Source organism: Undibacterium hunanense (assembly GCF_014284335.1).
GTDB lineage: Bacteria > Pseudomonadota > Gammaproteobacteria > Burkholderiales > Burkholderiaceae_D > Undibacterium > Undibacterium hunanense.
This window is the reverse complement of the sequence record NZ_JACOGF010000007.1, coordinates 201,935-221,167: the sequence shown is the minus strand read 5'-3', so window position 1 is coordinate 221,167 and position 19,233 is coordinate 201,935. Positions and strand designations below refer to the sequence as shown.

General features: G+C 52.0%; 17 protein-coding genes. 12 read left to right on the top strand and 5 right to left on the bottom strand.

Annotated elements, in window-relative coordinates:
• From H8L32_RS15295 to H8L32_RS15260, 8 genes are all read left to right on the top strand, one after another.
• A partial coding sequence (locus H8L32_RS15295) for a hypothetical protein (RefSeq protein WP_186948111.1) occupies positions 1 to 411 on the top strand: 411 nt, incomplete at its 5' end.
• Positions 412 to 421: 10 nt separating this feature from the next.
• Positions 422 to 1,273, top strand: a complete 852-nt coding sequence (locus tag H8L32_RS15290) for a helix-turn-helix domain-containing protein (RefSeq protein ID WP_186948110.1) — start codon at positions 422 to 424, stop codon at positions 1,271 to 1,273.
• 29 nt (positions 1,274 to 1,302) lie between these two features.
• Complete coding sequence (locus tag H8L32_RS15285; protein WP_186948109.1) at positions 1,303 to 2,496, top strand: acyltransferase family protein; 1,194 nt, start codon at positions 1,303 to 1,305, stop codon at positions 2,494 to 2,496.
• Positions 2,497 to 2,647: 151 nt separating this feature from the next.
• A complete protein-coding gene (locus tag H8L32_RS15280) occupies positions 2,648 to 4,045 on the top strand; it encodes a dicarboxylate/amino acid:cation symporter (protein WP_186948108.1) in 1,398 nt (465 codons plus the stop codon).
• 341 nt (positions 4,046 to 4,386) lie between these two features.
• A complete protein-coding gene (locus tag H8L32_RS28165; RefSeq protein WP_186948107.1) occupies positions 4,387 to 5,073 on the top strand; it encodes a transporter substrate-binding domain-containing protein in 687 nt (228 codons plus the stop codon).
• A 119-nt stretch (positions 5,074 to 5,192) separates the two neighbouring features.
• A complete protein-coding gene (locus tag H8L32_RS15270; protein ID WP_186948106.1) occupies positions 5,193 to 5,519 on the top strand; it encodes an ArsR/SmtB family transcription factor in 327 nt (108 codons plus the stop codon).
• On the top strand, positions 5,512 to 6,003 hold the full coding sequence (locus tag H8L32_RS15265) for an SRPBCC family protein (RefSeq protein WP_222619373.1): 492 nt from the start codon (positions 5,512 to 5,514) through the stop codon (positions 6,001 to 6,003). The genes H8L32_RS15270 and H8L32_RS15265 overlap by 8 nt, the downstream gene beginning before the upstream one ends.
• A 506-nt stretch (positions 6,004 to 6,509) precedes the next feature.
• Complete coding sequence (locus H8L32_RS15260; RefSeq protein ID WP_222619372.1) at positions 6,510 to 6,959, top strand: hypothetical protein; 450 nt, start codon at positions 6,510 to 6,512, stop codon at positions 6,957 to 6,959.
• 38 nt (positions 6,960 to 6,997) lie between these two features.
• Here H8L32_RS15260 and H8L32_RS15255 read toward each other — a convergent pair whose 3' ends face one another.
• Complete coding sequence (locus H8L32_RS15255; RefSeq protein WP_186948104.1) at positions 6,998 to 7,771, bottom strand: VOC family protein; 774 nt, start codon at positions 7,769 to 7,771, stop codon at positions 6,998 to 7,000.
• A 319-nt stretch (positions 7,772 to 8,090) separates the two neighbouring features.
• On the opposite strand from H8L32_RS15255, the gene H8L32_RS15250 reads away from it, so the two are divergent.
• Both H8L32_RS15250 and H8L32_RS15245 read left to right on the top strand, forming a co-directional pair.
• Complete coding sequence (locus H8L32_RS15250; protein ID WP_186948103.1) at positions 8,091 to 9,032, top strand: polysaccharide deacetylase family protein; 942 nt, start codon at positions 8,091 to 8,093, stop codon at positions 9,030 to 9,032.
• 175 nt (positions 9,033 to 9,207) lie between these two features.
• Entirely contained in the window at positions 9,208 to 11,094 is a 1,887-nt protein-coding gene (locus tag H8L32_RS15245; protein WP_230412238.1) for a sensor domain-containing diguanylate cyclase, read from the top strand.
• Positions 11,095 to 11,207: 113 nt separating this feature from the next.
• Here the strand turns inward: H8L32_RS15245 and H8L32_RS15240 are convergent, their stop codons facing one another.
• The 4 genes from H8L32_RS15240 to H8L32_RS15225 form a co-directional block, all read right to left on the bottom strand.
• Entirely contained in the window at positions 11,208 to 11,732 is a 525-nt protein-coding gene (locus tag H8L32_RS15240; RefSeq protein ID WP_186948102.1) for a GNAT family N-acetyltransferase, read from the bottom strand.
• A 105-nt stretch (positions 11,733 to 11,837) separates the two neighbouring features.
• Positions 11,838 to 12,344: a DinB family protein gene (locus tag H8L32_RS15235; protein WP_186948101.1), complete on the bottom strand. Its 507-nt coding sequence runs from the start codon at positions 12,342 to 12,344 to the stop codon at positions 11,838 to 11,840.
• A 243-nt stretch (positions 12,345 to 12,587) separates the two neighbouring features.
• The gene (locus H8L32_RS15230) at positions 12,588 to 13,619 is read right to left on the bottom strand and encodes a Glu/Leu/Phe/Val family dehydrogenase (protein ID WP_186948100.1); all 1,032 of its coding nucleotides are present in this window, start codon (positions 13,617 to 13,619) and stop codon (positions 12,588 to 12,590) included.
• A 239-nt stretch (positions 13,620 to 13,858) separates the two neighbouring features.
• Positions 13,859 to 14,461: a dienelactone hydrolase family protein gene (locus H8L32_RS15225; RefSeq protein WP_186948099.1), complete on the bottom strand. Its 603-nt coding sequence runs from the start codon at positions 14,459 to 14,461 to the stop codon at positions 13,859 to 13,861.
• A 222-nt stretch (positions 14,462 to 14,683) separates the two neighbouring features.
• Between H8L32_RS15225 and H8L32_RS15220 the strand changes: the two genes are divergently transcribed.
• Together H8L32_RS15220 and H8L32_RS15215 are read left to right on the top strand one after the other, a co-directional pair.
• Entirely contained in the window at positions 14,684 to 15,916 is a 1,233-nt protein-coding gene (locus H8L32_RS15220; protein WP_186948098.1) for an efflux RND transporter periplasmic adaptor subunit, read from the top strand.
• A gap of 3 nt (positions 15,917 to 15,919) precedes the next feature.
• The gene (locus H8L32_RS15215) at positions 15,920 to 19,117 is read left to right on the top strand and encodes an efflux RND transporter permease subunit (RefSeq protein WP_186948097.1); all 3,198 of its coding nucleotides are present in this window, start codon (positions 15,920 to 15,922) and stop codon (positions 19,115 to 19,117) included.
• Positions 19,118 to 19,233: the final 116 nt, after the last annotated feature.

Here is a 19,233-nt window from a genome sequence, read left to right as displayed (position 1 = left end):
AAACAAAAACAAAAACAAAAACAAAAACAAAAACAAAAACAAAAACAAAAACAAAAACAAAAACAAAAACAAAAACAAAAACAAAAACAAAAACAAAAACAAAAACAAAAACAAAAACAAAAACAAAAACAAAAACAAAGTCAACAGCAACAGCAACAGCAACAGCAACAGCAACAGCAACAGCAACAGCAACAGCAACAGCAACAGCAACAGCAACAGCAACAGCAACAGCAACAGCAACAGCAACAGCCTCACCACGTTTCACGCATCGTTCTTCTCAATTCCCACCTTTACAGTCCTGTACGAATTGATTGGCTATCCATTAAGAAGCTCACAAATAAAATACAAATTTCCTTAAACAATCCAAAAAATGTCGTAAACGTACAATACACACTGCAATCAAGCGGGTAGTATCCACATCATGCATAAGACTGACATAAGCACCAAGGCGCAAACTCATATCTGGCCGGCCAGTGGGCAGGTGGCTGAGCATGTGTTGATGTATGTGGTGCGGGATACCCGTGGTAGTGGTCTGGATGGGCCGGATCAGTTGAATCATTTTCCCGCTTCGCCTTTTTGTTGTATTACCTGGATGCTGGAAGGGGAACTTGCTCTGGTACAGCAAGGTAAAGCGGAACGTGACCAGCGTTTGCCACAGATATTTCTGGCTGGATGTCAGAGTCAGTATGGGATTTCCGGGAATATCGGTGAACGGCATAGTTTTATGGCGGTGTTTTATGCGGATGCTTTTCATGCCTTGTTTGAACTGGATTTGTCGATAGTGCAAGATCTCTTTGTCGATGCCCGGACAAGTTTGAATTTGCAGGGCCGGGCTTTGCTGGAAGCGGTTGCCCTGGCCAGGGATGATGCAGAACGGTGTCAACTGATAGAAAGCCATGTGGCGCAATATGCCAGTCCTTTGTTTGCCAACCCCTGGTCGCGCTTGCGCAAGATGGGGCAAAATCTGAGCCTGCGACTGAGTTGCAGTTTGCTTGGTGTCGGTGAGCGTCAGGTACAAAGACGGGCCAGAAAAGAAGCAGGTTTACCTTTATTGGGCTTGTCCAGATTGTGGCGTGCCAAGCGCAGCCATAGCCAGGTCTTGCTTGGTCTGGGGCAGGGGCATACGCCAAATTGGGCTGAGCATGCCAGCACCCAGGGTTATGCCGATCAATCTCACCTGATCCGCGATTGCAAAGATATTTCGGGTCGCAGTCCACAACAATTGCTGAACGATGCCAGGAACAGGGAAAGCGACTGGATGTATCGTTTGTAGCAGCTTCCAAATCTTGAGAGCAGGAATATATGAATACAAATCAGCGCCTGCATTCCCTCGACAATCTCCGGGCCATCATGATGTGGCTGGGCATCGTGGTGCATGTGTCGGTCAATTACATGGTCAATCCGGCACCTACGCCCTGGCGTGACAGCCAGACCAGTTTGCTGGCAGATTTGTTGATTATTTTTATCCACGCGTTTCGCATGCCGGTGTTTTTCATACTGGCTGGTTTCTTTGTTGCCATGCTGGCTGCACGGCGTGGAACTGCGGCCATGTTGCGGCAAAGAGTGCGCAAGCTGGTTTGGCCTTTTTTGCTGTTCTGGCCTGCGCTGTCTATCGCCATGGGTTTGCTGGTGGCGGTGTATGCGCATTTGAATGCGTATGGAACGATAGGTGTGGACTTCGCGGTTATTCCGCAAATTCCGGACCGGCCCCAGGTATCGTTGCTGCATTTGTGGTTCATCTATTACCTGTTTTTGTATTGCCTGGCGTATGCCTTGCTGCTGCGTCTGTCTGTCCATATTCCCTCTGGGTGGCAGGGGGGCTTTGCCAGAGTCTGGAAAATACTGGGCATGAACTGGTGGGGTATATTCTTGCTGGCCTTGCCGCTGGCTGTAGCGGGTGGTTTTTATCGCAGTGGTGTTGTTACTCCGCTGGGTTCGTTCGTGCCTCATCCGGCAGAGTTGATACACAGCGGTCTGTTTTTCACATTTGGTATTTTTCTTTATCGCTATCAGAGCGAGTTGCTGGAAAATTTTGCACGCAAAAGCTGGTTTTACATGATTGCCGGCTTACCAGTGTTCATCGTGTTTTTGGGCGTGATCAAGCATGTTGGTGGCGCAGAACCGGTAAGCTACGGCATGCAGTGGGTAATGGCATATTTATACAATTGCGTCAGCTGGCTCTGGAGTTTTGCCCTGATTGGTGTATTCCTGCGCTATCTGCCAGGTCAGAATCGTGTGCTCACCTATATGGCCGACAGTTCTTACTGGGTCTATCTGGTACACATGCTGGGAACCATAGGATTTGGTATTTTGCTGTATCACAGTCCCCTGGCTGCTGTAGCAAGAATGATTTGCAATATCCTGCTCACGACATTGTTTTGTCTGCTCAGCTATCATTTTCTGGTGCGCCGCCGTTTCATGGAAGGTTTTTTAAATGGCGGTACACACAAACAGCTTACTGGTCTGGATACCGCAGCAATCCGCCCGAATCAGTGAGTTCACCAAGGGTTTGCCATATCTGTTTTGCCGGTCTCAGCTTATGAGGTAAACGCATTTCCTTCTATTACGAAATGAGTTCTAATAGCACGTACTTTGGTGCATGATACAGGCATCAATATAGTTGCTTCTGAGGATAGGGAATAAGGATATGCAAACTTCAAATAACAAGGCAGGTGTATCAGCATTGCCCAGTGGACATGGTGCTCGCTGGTGGAAATCTTTCGGGCCGCAAATCGTAGTCGGTCTGGCCGCCGGGATACTGGTTGGTCTGGTGGCGCGTAACATGGGCACACAAGGAACAGAAGCGAACTGGCTGCAGGTTGCTCTGGGTGCGGTCGGTAATGCCTATGTCGGCTTGTTGAAACTGATGATCCCACCGCTGATTCTGACTGCAGTGGTCAGCAGTATCGCCAATCTGCGGCGTTTGCAAAATGCGGCGCAACTGGCGACACAAACCCTGATCTGGTTTGCCATTACAGCCTTTATCGCCGTTGCCATTGGTCTGGCGATTGGCTTGCTGGCGAACCCGGGTGCCGGTGCCGTGGTCGATGCAGCCAAGGCAGGTGCGCCGTCAAGGACCGGTTCCTGGTGGGCCTTTTTAAATCAGATACTGCCAGGGAATATTCTGGGTATGACAGCCAGCAGTTCAGTGAAACTGGTGGGTGAGAAGGCAGTTGCCAGCACGCAGCTTGGTTTTAACGTCTTGCAGTTACTGGTGATTTCTATTGCCGTGGGTATTGCCGCAATCAAGATTGGTGACCGTGCAGAACCCTTGTTGCGTTTTGTCGATGCAGTCGGTGGCGTAGTGCAGAAAATACTGTGGTGGATTATTCGCCTGGCACCCTTGGGCACGCTGGCATTGCTGGGTGATGCAGTCGCCAGTTATGGCTGGGATGCGCTGGGTTCACTCGCCAGTTTCAGCGCTTCAGTGTATGTCGGCCTGTTGCTGGTATTGTTTATTGTGTACCCTGTGCTGATACGCATCCATGGCTTGTCAGTGCGCCAGTATTTCAGTGGTGTCTGGCCAGCAGTGCAACTGGGATTTGTTTCGCGTTCATCCATGGGCACCATGCCGCTGACTGAGCGTGTCACAGAACGTTATCTGGGCGTGCCACGTGAATATGCAGCCTTCGCTGTGCCCTTGGGCGCAACCACCAAGATGGATGGCTGCGCTTCGATTTATCCGGCGATTTCGGCGATTTTTATCGCGCAATTTTATGGCTTGCATCTCGATGTCACGCAATTGGGCCTGATCGCCCTGGTGTCAGTACTTGGCTCTACCGCGACCGCGGGCACGACGGGGGCAACCGTCATGTTGACGCTGACCCTGTCTACTGTTGGCTTGCCGCTTGAAGGTGTAGGCTTGCTGCTGGCGGTGGAGCCCATCATCGACATGGGGCGTACTGCAGTCAATGTGGCCGGCCAGGCCCTGGTGCCAACCATTGTCGCCAAGCGTCTGGGATTACTGAATCTGGAACTTTACAATGCCGAGCGCACGGCAGAGGCGCTGGCAGCAGAACCGGTAGAGTTGGCAAAGGCGGCATAAGTTAAGTAATAGACATAAACCGCATAGGCGGGCACCTTCGGTAGCATCTCAGTCTTGATTTTTCGGCGGATGTTGATGACAGCCGTACACAGAAAAATGATGGATTTGATATGTCAGAGCCATAAGTTTCTTTGCCAAAATTACCAGTCTGCATCTGTCTTGCAACACTATCTGAGGTTGCGCTTGTCAGTCGACTGGTATTGTTAAATACTGCCACTGAGCTGGTTCCGCAATCTCCGTCTTTGTCCTTTGGAACGCATTTCATTCCTGTTCATAAATGCGTTCTGTTCATTCCTGTTGTAACAGACGAAGTGCCAGGCTTCATTTGAAAGCCGTTGATCGTGCGTGCAATTGTCTTGCTGTTTTTGTTTTTCGCCTCTACAGACGTGTTTTCCCGTCAGCAGACTGGCGAACGCGAATTGCATTTTACGTCCTCTCTCAGTGAGGCTGGCGAAGCATTCGCCGATAGCAAGCGCTTGCTGGAAAAAGTATGCTATCAATATGGACTCGTATGCAGCCTGGCGGCTTATCCATCCGGCCGTGCCATCAAGATGTTGCAGGATGGTGAAACTGCTGGAGAGTTACCCCGGTTTGAAGAATTTCAAAACATGGCACCAACGGCGGTTCGTGTGCCTGCTGCTCTGGGGCAGTTGAGCTTTAGCGTGCTGACCCATGACAAGGCATTCATCGTCAAAACCATGAATGACCTGAGCGGGCATAAAGTATTTTATGTACGTGGTAATGCTGCCATTGCATTGCACAAGGACGCGGGACAAATGATTGCCGTCAATTCGGAACAGGATTGCGCCAGCATGGTGTTAAGAAAATTGGGCGATGCCTGCATCATCACCCGCTCCATGGCGCGCAAGATACTTGAAGCCAGTCATCAGGCGGCAGACACTTATTTTCTACAAGACCTGTTTTCCAAGCCGGTCTATATCTACCTGTCGCCCCGGTATAAGTACCTGCAAGAACCCTTTGATCAAATTCTCAGGCATGTACGGGCGGAAGAAAAAATTGCCCAATAAGGTAAATTAATACAAAGGTATTTACCTAAGTATTGATTTGAGCTATATTAGTCTGCGCTATATTGATGCGCATGTCTGCCGCTCATGTGCAATTTTCAGCCAACTGTCAGGCAACATTTATGCAACTAGACCAACTGTTTTCTGCCCTGAGCGACACTACCCGGCGCGCGGTATTGGCACGTCTGTGTAAAGGACCGGCGGCAGTCAGCGAACTGGCGCAGGATTTCGATATGGCACTGCCATCATTTACCCAGCATTTGCGGGTACTTGAAGACTCCGGCCTGGTGATGTCGGAAAAAAACGGCAGGGTCAGGACATACCAACTGGCACCACAGGCCTTAAAAGAAGCCGAACTCTGGCTATCCCGGCAGCGCAGCGATTGGGAAAGTCGCTTTAATCAACTCGATGAATATTTAAACAAAATGAAGGAGAATCGCGATGTCTGAAGTGACTGCAGAGGAAAACAAAGAAGAAAACAAATTTGATCTGGTACTGGAACGTATCGTCGATATCCCGCCATCACTGGTCTGGGCGGCCTGGACCACGCCCGCGCATCTGGTCGAATGGTTTACGCCCGCCCCCTGGAAAACAGTAGACTGTGAAATTGATTTGAAAGCTGGCGGTATCTTTCGTACAGTCATGCAGTCACCCGAAGGCGTCAATCACGACAATGTCGGCTGCTATCTTGAAGTCGTTCATGGTCAGAAACTGGTGTTTACCGATGCCCTTGGCCCCGGGTTTCGCCCTACCGGCAATGCTTTCATGACTGCCATCATCACATTTGAAGCCCATGACGCGGGAACAAAGTACAAGGCAGTCGTCCTGCATAAAAATGCAGAAGACAAACAGAAACATATGGACATGGGATTTCATCAGGGTTGGGGAACTGCACTCGATCAGCTGGTCGCCCACATGAAAAAACTCAATTGACGGAAAACCGACCGCATGCAGCATGAGCTCGCTTTTTTACATACCTCGCCGGTACATGCGGACAGCTTTGAAGCCCTGGTGCAGGAACTGGCACCAGGACTCAGGGTGCATCATCAGGTCGCACCGCCCTTGCTGGCAAGTGCCCAGCAACTGGGTGCTTCCGATGCAACTGTCGTCAGGGATGTTGAACATGCGATGCAAGAGGCTGCGGCCAGTGGTGCACGTCTGGTGGTATGCACATGCTCTAGAACTCATTTCATAAATAGGGATGAGTGCGAGCAAGGCGATTCGGGATGCAGTGCAAGGCGTCGTCGCGCAGCTAAGGCTGGTGCCTTAGCAAGCGGCGCAACGAAGCAATGCGCCCGAATCGCCAGCTCCCGAAGGGTTTGCCTCATAACGCGTACTGGACTGCGTTGAACTCGTTGTCAATAGACTCGCTATTGACTGCCTCGTCCGCCTTGCCAGCCCGCGTTATGAGACAAACGCATCTCACCCCTATTTATGAAATGAGTTCTGGCATAGGTGGCGTGGCAGAGCGCATGTCAGTGCAGGCAGATTTTCATACAGCCAGAATAGATCGCGCCATGGCTGACAGTGCTGTCGCCTTGGGCCCACGTATTTTGCTGGTGGCAGCGCTGGAAACCACCTTGTTGCCAACCACTGAATTACTGATGGAATCAGCCCATGCACTGGACAAGCCTGTCAGCATCAGCAATTTGCTGGTCAGTGATGCATGGGCATATTTCCTGCAAGGCGACAGCGACGCTTATCTGCAAGCGATCAGCACGGCAGTCAGAAACCAGATGCAGAAGCATGCGGCCGATATCGATGTCATCGTATTGGCACAGGCATCCATGGCATCTGCAGCACAGACATTGTCTGGCATAGGCAGGCAAGTTTTGTCCAGCCCCAGGCTGGGTGTCGCACGCGCAATCAGTTTTTTGCAACAAGGCTGAATACGCAAGCCGGGGCTGTGATGGCTTTATTCCGGCATTTAACTTTGCTGATAAATCGCGAAAACGGCACCTTGCGGATCGGCCAGAACCGCAAAGCGACCAGTATTGGGAATGTCGCTGGGCGCGACATAGGTAGCAGCACCCAGGGCCTGGGCTTTGGCGGCGGATGCATCACAATCTTCCACACTGAAATACGCCAGCCAGTGTGACGGTGCCATAAGGCCATCTGGCAAGGCCATCATGCCGCCTATGGGTGTGCCGTTATGCTGCCATTCTGTATACGTCATGCCACCGCCTGTACCGGTGCTTGCACCCCAGCCAAACAAGGCGGTGTAATACGCTTCTGCCTTTGCCGTATCGCTGGTATTGAGCTGTCCCCAGCAAAAGGCACCAGGTTCATTGTGGACGCCCAGACCCGTGTTCTTGCCGGGTTGCCAGATATTATGAAACGCACCGGCAGGGTCTTTCAATACTGCCATGCGGCCCAGATCATACACATCAAATGCAGGCATCACGATTTCCCCACCCAGTTCGGCACAGTGTTTTGCTGTTGCTTCTGCGTTCTCGCTGGATATATAAATCATCCAGTGTGGAGGTATGCCGGCCTGACGTTCAGCATGCAGGGTATAAGCGGCAGCGGCATCGTTTCCCTTGCGCTGGAAAATGGTGTACACGCCTTCCGGTCCCATGTCCTGGTCATTGGCAGTCCAGCCGAAAAGTTCACCATAAAATGCCTTGGCGGCCTTTTGATCATTGGTGGCAAGTTCTACCCAGCAAAATGCGCCAGGTTCATGTGCAGTAACGGTACTCATGTTCATATCTCCTTATGTTGATATCTTCTCAGGTTGGAAGCAGGATATGTTTACAACGGTTCACAACTGTTCACTACGGTTCACTATGTACACGACGGACACATATCCTGGAGCGCAGAAGCGCGGGCAGAGCTTGCAGAATTATAGGCCTCCGATGTCAGATTGGAATATTTATCTGCTGACTGCATGAAATTGCATGAGATTGCATCGGCTTATTATTTTGCCCGGTATTGCAGAGTCTGATATTGCTATAGCGCATCATGCAAAAGCCTGGTGTTATGCTATTGTCTTGACCCGCATTTCATCTTTCTGAATCACAATGAAAATATTCCATCACGATCTTTCCGCATTCAGTTACAGCTGCATAGCGGCACTGCTGCTTTTTGTTGGCAATTGCCATGCACAGACAGTCGCTTTCACTTTTGATGATGGTCCCCAGTTAGAGCAGACACCAAAGCTAAGTCCTCAGCAACGCAATCAAGCCATGCTGGATGCCCTGGCCAGACATGGTGTATCGGCGGCCTTGTTTGTGACGGGAGACAATGGCGCGAATCAGCCTGCCGGTTATGCGCTGGCCAAAGCCTGGTCCGATGCCGGACATGCGATAGGCAACCACAGCATGACGCATCCTGATCTGCATAGCGAGAAAGTCAGTCTGGCCCAGTACCAGCAAGAAGTACTCGACTGCGACAAGATCATCAGCAGCTTGTCCGGTTATCAGAAATGGTATCGCTATACCTATTTGCGTGAAGGCAATACGCCAGAAAAACGTGATGGCATGCGCAGTTTTTTAAAACAGCAAAATTATAGGAACGCCTATGTCAGCCTGGACACCAGCGACTGGCGTTTAAATGAAAAACTGACAGCAGTGCTGGAAAAAAATCCGCAAGCGGATGTGACCCCCATCAAGCTGGCTTACCTTGCCCATGTGCGACAACGCGCAGAAGCTTATCGTGCTTTGTCCTGGCAATTGCAGGGGCGCGATATTCCGCAAATCATACTGATGCACCATAACCTCATCAATGCCATGTGGCTGGGTGAGGTGATACAACAATTTCGTGACATGGGCTGGACATTTACCACGCCGGCAGCAGCGTTTAAAGACCCTGTCTATCAATTGATTCCGGAACGCGCAGCGGCAGGGCAGAGTCTCTTGCTATCGATGGCAAAAACCCTGGGCTTGGGCAAGTTTGCCGGATGGGAGCGACTGCTTGATGATGGCGATTTTGAAATTGAGGCATTGAAGCAACAAGGCTGGTAGCAGGCAGATAGAACACAGGCATCACGCAAAGTGACTTTGGTATATGATTGACAGGCACGGTGCAGCAAGCTGTTGCCTTCATGAAATGCACTGACATGCCAGAATGTGACAAAGCGATTATTGCTTTGTCACTAAAGCTGGTTCAGGGTATTTCTCCAGAGGATGCCTGAGGTTGATGAGTTTGGATACTTCGTTTGAAAGCCAGAATGGCAACCCGCGTGACAGCCAGCATGTGCTGGCACTTTACCGCCTCATCCTGGCGGGAATCGCTCACAAAGTCCCCCATGATGAATTATTGCAACAGTTGATTGGCAGCCTGGAACAGAACTATGCGGGTTGTGTGGCTATTCTGTTATTGGCTGGTGCTGATGAAGACCGGCTTGCAGAATGGTTTGCCGCCAGTCTGTCTCAGGACGAACTGAACAGCCTTGTCACCCAGTCAACTGCGCAAGACATATTCGCCATGCTGGGCAGGTCGACAGAAGAGATAGTCGGGGCAGATGTTTTGCTGGAGGCCAGCGTTTTTCGACAGACCAGCCCGGACAACACGATGCTTACGCCACAGCTATGCCTTATGGGCTGTGTGCCTGTCCGCCGTGCCGGGCAAAGCTTGCTGGGCGGACTGATATTGCTGCAACGGGCAGATCATGCATACACCCGGTTGCCAGAGCAGGTGCTGTCCGAACTTCCAGGCATGATCTCCACCATCGCCGAATACCGTGCCGATCAGAAAAAAATACAGGTAGCACACGATATTTCGCGCAAAAGTCACGCCAATATGATGCGCATGGCACTGGCGATAGAAGGCAGCGCAACCGGTATCTGGGACCGGGATATCCAGTCTGGCGAAATTCATTATTCACCCGGCTGGAAAGCCATACTCGGCTATGCCGACAATGAAGTATCCAACCGCATAGAAGACAGTTATACGCGCCTGCATCCGGAAGACCGGGCCTACGTGCAGGACACCATGCAGGCGCATTTCGAAGGCAAGACAGAAAGTTATGTCGTCGAACACCGGGTCCGCTGCAAGGATGGAAGTTATAAATGGATATCCAGCCGTGGCAAAGTGGTCAGCCGGGCAGAAGATGGCAAGCCCCTACGCATGCTGGGCACCACGACCGATATCACCACCATGCGCGCGTTGTCAGAGCGTCTGCAACAAAGCGTTGACCTGGTGACCTGCCTGACCAATGAAGTACCAGGCCTTGCCTATCAGTACCGCATGCAGCCGGATGGCAAGGAGTGTTTTTCCTATGTCAGCGAAGGCATACGCGATATCTATGAACTGACGCCGGCACAAATGAAGGAATGCGTGGACGTGATTCATGCACGTATTCATGCTGAGGATTTTCCGGCTTACCGGGCGGCTATCCTGACATCGTCAAGCCGTCTGGAACATTTGCATCACGAATACCGCGTCAATCTGCCGCAGCAAGGCATGCGCTGGCGTCAGATGGATGCGCGACCACGTCGCTTGCCAGATGGCGAAACTCTGTGGCATGGTTTCATCACTGATGTGACAGAACGCAAACGCATAGAGCAGGAATTGCAGGAACTGGCGACCATCGATTTTCTGACGCAAATTCCTAACCGGCGCAGTTTCATGGGCCGCATGGAAGAAGAACTGGCCCGCATACAGCGTGGGGCCGGTAAGGCATCTGCGGTATTGATGTGTGATCTGGACAATTTTAAAATCATCAACGATACCCATGGTCATGCCGTCGGCGATCTGGTACTCAGACATTTTGCCCATATCCTGGACGATGAATTGCGCAAGACAGATTACGCTGGCCGTGTGGGCGGCGAAGAATTTGCCGTCGTCCTGGCTGGTGCGAATGTGTCGGAAGCGACCGTGTTTGCACAAAGGGTACAAAAGCAAATGCGCGAAACGCCGGTCAATGCGAATGGACAAATTATTCCTGTCACCGTCAGCATAGGCATTGCCGTCATGCAGGCCAGCGATATTGACGCTGATGTGTCGCTGTCACGCAGCGACATGGCTTTGTATCAGGCCAAGGAAAACGGTCGTAACCGCATCATCGTTGCGGTAGATGGCTGATCTGCATATTGAAATCTGCACACTGAAATTCGCATGGAAGTTCGTGAATTGAAGTTTGTGCCTTGAATTCACGCATTTAATTCGATCTATGCGCTTTGCCTGTGTGCCACAGGTCAGGCGCGGGCCAGCCACTCTTCACGGCTCATCACGTATACTGCCGTATCCATGTCATACCAGCGTTCTATGCCACGGTACTGCATGCCCAGCTTTTTCATGACGTGGGCGGATGCCTGGTTTTCCTGATGGCAGACCGCAAATAAAGAATCACCCTTGACCGTCTCAAAGGCAAATGTTGCCATGGCCTGTGCAGCTTCTGATGCATAGCCCATATTCCATTTATCCTTGCGCAGGCGCCATCCAATTTCCAGTGGGTTGGCCGGGTCGCGTCCCAGATATTGTATGCAACCGGCACCGATGATTTCATTGGTGTCCAGTTCGATGAAGCTCCACCACGAAAAGCCGAATTCTACCCAGCGTCCCTTGACGCGTTCTATGACAGACAGGGTTTCTTCCGGCGTTTCTGGTTTGCCTGTGATGTAACGCATGACTTCAGGCTCACTGTTCATGCGCGACAGACCTTCAAAATGGCTGTCAGTAAATGGTTCCAGGCGCAGGCGTGCAGTCGTGAGTATGGTCATGGTCTGACAAGTTGGAGTGGACAAGCCTGTGAGTGTAAGCCCGAAAGCTGACTGTTTCAAGTGCCTCGCAGACTGCCCGGTTTTTTGCCAGAACCAAAACAATCGTCAGGCCCGTAGCACATCCCTGACAAATACGGTAAGGTCGCTGGACTGTGGCATGACACCTGCCTGGTACATCATGTCGCCGACGAAGCCGCGATGGTAAGTGGCATGATTGACGACATGCATCAACATTTCCTGGCAGCTCATGACGCCCTGGCCGCCACCGATGAAATTGAAATGGATGACGCGTTCCAGATCAGCTTCGCTGAGATCCCGGGCAAAATCCCGGTACCACTGATCCATATTTTTTACGGCATCCCACAATTCGTGCAATGGCGGTGTACTGGCCGTATTGCGATCCTGATAGCCATGCTGTTGCCCCAGCAGATGCGCACGAAACACATCATCGATGACGTGGACATGATTCATGGTGTGCAGCATATTGCCAAAGCGCGTCGCCCGGGGGCGCAGGACTTCTTCCTCTGGTATGGCATTGAGCATGGAAAACATCTTGTCATCCGCCCAGGCCTTGTAGTGGGTCAGCATGCGTATATTTGAAAGCGCGGTCATGGCTCTGCTCCGTTTTTGTGTCAGCAGGCAGAATAAGCTTTTTAAGATGGAGGAAATAGATACAGATTGCTGTAATTGAGAGAGATACAAATTGAGATACAAATTAAGATGCAAATTGAGATACAAAGAGACATGCTATTTGTGTATGTACCCATAATTGAAAAAGCCACCACAACACATGGTTCTGATGGCTTTTAATTTCAACAGCACGGGCTTGCAACCGGGGTTGCAACTTTGATGGGTCTATTTCTTGAACTTCGCTTCCGCAATACGATCGGCAACGACACTGGTTGGCAAGCCTTCTGCGTCGGCGCGGGCAAATACTTCTGCCAGGGTGTCACCAATACGGCGCACGTGGGCGACCATGCCGTCTTCCGGCGTGTTCAGATATTCATAGCACACCTTGATGATGCCACCGGCATTGATGACAAAGTCAGGCGCATACAAAATACCCTTTTGACGGCAGATTTCACCCATCTCCGGTGTTGCCAACTGGTTGTTGGCACCACCAGCAACGATCCTGGCTTTCAGGCGTGACAGTGTGTCCGGGTTCAGGGTGGCACCGAGGGCGCATGGTGCGTAGATGTCGGCTTCCACATCATAGATGGCATCGATGGCGACGACTTCTGCGCCCAGCTCTTCCTGCGCGCGTTTCAGTGCAGCCTGATCGATATCCGTCACGATAAGTCTGGCACCGGCTTCTTTCAACTGACGTGCATAGTCATAACCGACATGACCCAGACCTTGCAGTGCCACGGTCAGGCCATCAAAGCTGTCACGTTTTAAATGGTGTTTTACCGCAGCCTGGGCACCAACAAAGCAGCCCAGGGCAGTGTAAGGGGATGGATCACCACGGTCACCCAGTCCGGCTACGTAGCTGGTTTTGCTGGCAACATTGGCCATGTCGGCCGGGCTGGTGCCGACATCTTCTGCCGTCACATAACGACCGCCAAGACGCTCCAGGGCCTCACCCAGAGCTTCAAACAGGGCAGGGGTCTTGTCAGTTTTGGGGTTGCCGATGATAACGCTTTTGCCACCACCGATAGGCAGGCCGGCAACTGCGTTCTTGTAGGTCATGCCGCGCGACAGGCGCAATACATCACGTACAGCTTCGGCTTCATCTGCATAATTCCACATGCGGCAGCCACCCATGGCCGGGCCAAGATTGGTGTTGTGAACTGCGATGATGGCTTTCAGGCCGGATTTGGCTTCAGAAGCGAACACGACTTGTTCGTGGTCGTCGAAATTGATTTCATTAAATACAAAGGCGGTCATGCTTATGGCTCCGCGCGGATTAACCAGACGATCTGCCTGATCAGGCAGATGCGGTCATACCGCAAAAAAGTTAATAAATCGAATAAGTTTTTGGTGCTGGCCTGCAAATAAAAAAGCCTTTGATCACTGGTTGGTGTAATCAAAAGCGTGGGTCGGTGATTGTGTCACGCGCTGCGCAGTATAGGGTAAGAGGGGTGGAAACTCAATCTTGCCAAGAGGCTACGGCAGTGGAATATGGTTCAGGCAGCAGCGCTGATTTGCGTCAGTTCCAGCAATTCTTGCAGATAGCGTTCCTGGGTTTTCAGGCAAAACCCGCTGGAGTAGGGATTCATGAAGCCATGCCTGCTACCTTTGACCAACTCTGCCGCATGACCGCGTCGGCGCAAGTCACTGACCAGTTCTGCCGGTTCAAAGGCCGCTTCCTGTTCGGCAAAGATCAGACGTGCAGGGCAGCCTGGCTGTATGTCACGGTGTTCACGTATGCGTGATCCGTAAAACAGTACCGCCTGTTGCAGATTTGCCATAACCGGATTTTCGCTATTGAGCCATAACGCACTTGCACCGGCACTAAAACCGATGGCATAGCGCAGGCTGGACTGGTTGTCCCCGATTAAACGGGACAGCTTGTCTGCATAGGCAGCAACCCCACCCTGGGCGATAAACGCATGATAGGCCAGAGTTTCGGCCGGGTATTGTATGGTTTCACCGCTAAACGGCGAGGCAATCAGGCAGGGTAAGGGAAATTGTCTGGCAAAGCTGGCAATCGCCGGTGTATTGCCAAAAACATCCGTGACGATCAATAAGACAGGTGGTGAGACAGTAGGTGATGCTGATACGGGCACAATAAGAAGCTGGATGAACGCGAAAGAGGGCGCAGCCTACCGGACTTGTCGCAACATTGCAAGAAATATTGCCATATGACTACTTCTCACCACTAGCTTCAGGAAATCATGCGCGTTGACACCGTACTGTCTGCTCATGGATACTGCGTAACATATTGGAACTTTTTGTTACAAATCAGGTTTTTACCGCCTTATTCCCATGACTCATTACGGAGATTCACCATGTTGCGACCCAGTCTGATTGTCTTATCCCTTGCCCTGGCTTTGAGTGCCTGTAGCAAAGGAAACAAAGACAGTAAGGAATCAGATCAGGCAAAAGCTGCCAAAGCATTGGATAAACCTTTACTGGTAACAGAAGAGGATTTACAGCTTATACAGAACAGTGCCCTGTCTTCCGGCCCCGTGATTACCGGCTCGATACAGCCTGAACGCAAGGCAGATTTGCGGTCTGAATTATCGACCGTGGTCTTGCAGGTACTGAAAGAAAACGGTGAAACAGTCAAACGCGGCGATTTGCTGGTGCGCCTGGATGATACTTCCATCCGCGACAGCCTGCATTCGGCGGAAGAAGCGGCACGCGCATCGGCCCAGACGCTGGAACAGGCAGAACGCCAGTTTCAACGCCTGAAAACCCTGCGTGCCTCCGGCATGACATCGACGCAATTACTGGAAGATGCAGAAATGCGTCGCAATAACGCCCAGAGCGATCTGGTGGCAGCCAGGGCGCGCTCAGTCCAGGCCCGGCAGCAATTGCAACGCACCGAAGTGCGTGCACCATTTGATGGGGTCGTCAGCGAACGCAAGGTGTCGGCCGGTGATACTGCCCAGATAGGCAAGGAACTGGTAAAAGTGATAGACCCGACCAGTATGCGTTTTGAAGGCCTGCTGTCTGCCGACAAGGTCAACAATGTCAAGATCGGGCAAATGGTCAGCTTCCGCGTCAATGGTTACGGTAATCAGGGCTTTACCGGCAAGGTCAAGCGTGTTGATATGGCAGCGAATGCCACGACCCGGCAGGTTGAAGTACTGGTGGCATTTGCCGACAGCAATCCACCGCGTGTTTCTGGCCTGTATGCCGAAGGACGGATCGAGACCGGTTCCACCCAGACCTTGATGATCAAGAGCACGGCACTGCTGCGGGATGGCGACAAAGCCTATGCCTGGCGTGTCAGGGATGGCTTGCTGAAGAAAGTCAGCCTCATCGTTGGTGAACGTGATCCGCGCCGTGGTGATTTTGAAGTCCGTAGCGGTTTGGTCAATGGCGACAAGGTGGTACGTAATCCGGTATCGACCCTGATGGATGGGCAAAAGGTGCAGATGATTGCCTCTGTTGCATCCAACGTCCCTACCGCAAGTGCACCAGCTGCCGCACCCGTAGTTGATCCGGCGTCAGCTTCAGCCGCATCCGCATCCGCAGCCGCAACTACAGCCTCCACACCACCAGCCGGGAAATAAGCCATGTTCCTCTCCGATTTCAGTATCAAGCGCCCGGTGGCGATGATCGTGATCATCATCACCCTGATGTGTGTGGGTTTGCTGGCGCTCAAGAAACTCAAGGTTAACCAGATTCCCGATGTGGAAGAACCGGTGCTGTCCATAGGTATCCCTTACCCGGGTGCGTCACCGGAAACCGTCGAACGCGAGATCATCAATCGCCTGGAAAAATCCCTGCAAAGCATTACCGGCGTGTACCAGGTACGATCTACCGCCAATGAGGGCAGTGCCAGTATCACCATCGTCTTCAACTTCAACAAGAACATGATTGAAGCCTCGGAAGAGGTCAGGAATGCGATTGCATCGATACGGTACAAGATGCCGGTGGAAATGCGTGAGCCCGTCATCGAAAGACGGGATCCCTCGGCACAACCCATCATGCAACTGGCGCTGACGTCGGAGGGCCTGACCCATGCAGAAATTTCACGCATGGCAGAAGATGAATTGTCCGATAAATTCCGCGCCATAGATGGGGTGGCAACAGTCTCCGTCGATGGTGCCTTGAAGCGAGAACTGACCGTCTTGTTACGCGCACAAAAACTGCGTGAATACAATGTGTCGGTAGCAGAAGTGGTAACCGCTCTGCGCAACCAGAACACCACCGCACCGGTAGGCAAGGTCAGGGGCAGGCTGGACGAACAAAGCATACGCCTGATCGGGCGCATAGAATCACCTGCCGAATTCCAGAACATCGTCATCAAGCGACGTGGCAATGAACTGGTCAGACTGGCGCAGGTGGCCGATATTGCCGACAGCTTTGCTGAAATCAATGGTTTCAGTGTGCGTAATGGCCAGCCGAACGTGGGTATCTCCATCACTCGCTCACGCGATGCCAGTACGGTCACTGTTGCGGGCAAGGTACGCACCCTGGTTGCTGACATCAACAAGACTTTACCGGCAGGTACCAAGATTGAAGTCACCCAGGATGGCGGCAAGGATGCACAAAGCAGCCTGAACAATGTGATCGAATCGCTGATGTTTGGTGCCGTGCTGACGATCTTCGTGGTGTATGTATTCTTGAATTCCTGGCGTTCCACGCTGATTACCGCGATGAGCTTGCCGACTTCGGTGATCGCCGCCTTTATCGCGGTCTGGCTGTGTGGCTTTACGCTCAACTTCATGACCCTGCTGGGTTTGTCGCTGGCGATTGGTGTACTGATCGATGATGCGATTGTGGTGCGGGAAAATATCGTGCGGCATATGGAAATGGGTTCTGACCGACGTACTGCCGCCAGCAACGGTACCAAGGAAATTGGTCTGGCAGTGGCCGCCACCACCTTCTCCATCATTGCCGTGTTTATTCCTGTGGCTTTCATGCCTGGTGTGTCGGGTGAATGGTTCAGACCCTTTGCACTGACAGTGGCCAGTTCAGTTCTGGTCAGTCTGTTTATCTCTTTCACGCTCGACCCCATGCTGTCTGCGTATTGGGGTGACCCGGTCGGGCATCATCTGGAACCCAAGCGCGGCATCAGCCTGGTATTGGCCAGATTCAATACCTGGTTTGATCATCAGGCCGACCGTTACGGTAACGTGATCGCCTGGGCCTTGCATCACCGCGTCTGGATGGCATTGATTGCTGCCCTGAGTTTTGCCGGGGCACTGGCCCTGCACGCGGCCAAGGGTGGCACCAGCTTTTTGCCTACGGCTGACAATGGCACCATCATGATCGATGTCCGCACGCCATCCAGTTCCAGTCTGGAGTATGGCCGCCTGAAAGTGGAAAAAGCAGCCGAGCTGGCGCGTACCATCAAGGAAACCAAGGTCACCAACAGCATCATCAACAGTACTGGTGGTCGTGTGTATGTGGATATTGGCAAGAGTACCGAACGAGTACGGTCAGCAGTAGAGATCGCGGTTGAATTGCGCAAAAAAGTCGGCAGCATCATCGGAGCTGAATATGTGGTGCAGGACGATTTGCAAAATGGTGGCCGCAAGCCGGTGCAGATACAGTTTTCTGGCCCTGATTCGCGCAAGCTGATGCAGATCGCCAATGACTTCATGGAAAAGCTGAGCAAGGTCAATGGTGCCGTCGATGTCGGTTTATCCGAGCAGGATCCGAAAGATGAATTGCAGATAGAAATGGATCGTGGTCTGGCAAATTCACTCGGTATTTCCGTCAATGATGCGGCGCAGGCCCTGCGTGTGGCATTTGCCGGTGTCGAGATCGGTGACTGGGTTGATCCTACCGGTGAAGCACGCGATGTCGCAGTACGTCTGCATCCGGAAGACCGCATCAGCGCTGAAAACATAGAGCGGCTGCCAATCGCCGTGGCTGGCAGTGACAAGATGGTTCCGCTGGAACAGATTGCCACCATCACCATGGGCAAGGGTCCGGCCAAGATTCAGCATACTGATGGCAAGCGCATGATTGCCGTATCTGCCAATGCCCAGGGCAGGTCGCCTGGTGAAGTAACAGCAGATGCGCTGGCAATCGCCAAGTCAATCAATTTCCCTACCGGTTTCGGTATTGAGTTGGGTGGTGCTGCACGCTCGCAAAAAGAGCTGTTTACTGAAATGACGATTGCGCTGGTATCCGGCATCGGCCTGATGTACCTGATTCTGGTCATGCAGTTTGGTTCTTTCACCGCACCTATCGCCGTCATGCTGTCGCTGCCGCTGAGCCTGATCGGTGTGGTGGTGGCTTTGCTGCTGACCAAGGGTACACTGAACCTGATGAGCTTCATCGGCATCATCATGCTGATGGGACTGGTGGCAAAAAATGCGATTCTCTTGCTGGATTGCGCCCGCAAGCGGGAAGAAGAAGGCTTTGACCGTGAAGAGTCATTGATGTATGCCGGCCGCAAGCGCCTGCGTCCTATCCTGATGACCACCTTTGCCCTGATTGCCGGTATGCTGCCGGTAGCCATTGGCCTGGGTGAGGGCGGTGAATTCTACCGTCCACTGGCGATTGCGATCATTGGCGGCACCATCACGTCAACCTTCCTGACTCTGCTGGTCGTGCCGACTTTCTATGACAGCATAGAAATCAGCTTTGACCGCATGATGGCAAAATTCCGTCGCCGCGAAGCGCGCTGGAATACGTTTTTTGCCTTCGTGCTGACCTTCATCGAAGCCTTGCTGACCTTGCTGATGATACGGTTTATTTATCGCCTGCCGTTCAAGGCCTGGCGCTTGATGAATGGGCGTCCGGCTACGGCCTAGCCGCCGGATGCAGTATCTGAAGCAAAATACCCACCTTGCCGGTGGGTATTTTTTTGTTTCGTATGGCATTGCACAACAAAAAGAATTTTTATAATTTATAAATTATTTTCTGTAAA

Bases quoted from the DNA above. Each gene is read 5' to 3' on its own strand.
- H8L32_RS15290 (WP_186948110.1), top strand. From the start codon at position 422: ATGCATAAGACTGACATAAGCACCAAGGCGCAAACTCATATCTGGCCG.
- H8L32_RS15285 (WP_186948109.1), top strand. From the start codon at position 1,303: ATGAATACAAATCAGCGCCTGCATTCCCTCGACAATCTCCGGGCCATC.
- H8L32_RS15280 (WP_186948108.1), top strand. From the start codon at position 2,648: ATGCAAACTTCAAATAACAAGGCAGGTGTATCAGCATTGCCCAGTGGA.
- H8L32_RS15270 (WP_186948106.1), top strand. From the start codon at position 5,193: ATGCAACTAGACCAACTGTTTTCTGCCCTGAGCGACACTACCCGGCGC.
- H8L32_RS15265 (WP_222619373.1), top strand. From the start codon at position 5,512: ATGTCTGAAGTGACTGCAGAGGAAAACAAAGAAGAAAACAAATTTGAT.
- H8L32_RS15260 (WP_222619372.1), top strand. From the start codon at position 6,510: ATGAGTTCTGGCATAGGTGGCGTGGCAGAGCGCATGTCAGTGCAGGCA.
- H8L32_RS15255 (WP_186948104.1), bottom strand. From the start codon at position 7,771: ATGAGTACCGTTACTGCACATGAACCTGGCGCATTTTGCTGGGTAGAA.
- H8L32_RS15250 (WP_186948103.1), top strand. From the start codon at position 8,091: ATGAAAATATTCCATCACGATCTTTCCGCATTCAGTTACAGCTGCATA.
- H8L32_RS15245 (WP_230412238.1), top strand. From the start codon at position 9,208: ATGAGTTTGGATACTTCGTTTGAAAGCCAGAATGGCAACCCGCGTGAC.
- H8L32_RS15240 (WP_186948102.1), bottom strand. From the start codon at position 11,732: ATGACCATACTCACGACTGCACGCCTGCGCCTGGAACCATTTACTGAC.
- H8L32_RS15235 (WP_186948101.1), bottom strand. From the start codon at position 12,344: ATGACCGCGCTTTCAAATATACGCATGCTGACCCACTACAAGGCCTGG.
- H8L32_RS15230 (WP_186948100.1), bottom strand. From the start codon at position 13,619: ATGACCGCCTTTGTATTTAATGAAATCAATTTCGACGACCACGAACAA.
- H8L32_RS15220 (WP_186948098.1), top strand. From the start codon at position 14,684: ATGTTGCGACCCAGTCTGATTGTCTTATCCCTTGCCCTGGCTTTGAGT.
- H8L32_RS15215 (WP_186948097.1), top strand. From the start codon at position 15,920: ATGTTCCTCTCCGATTTCAGTATCAAGCGCCCGGTGGCGATGATCGTG.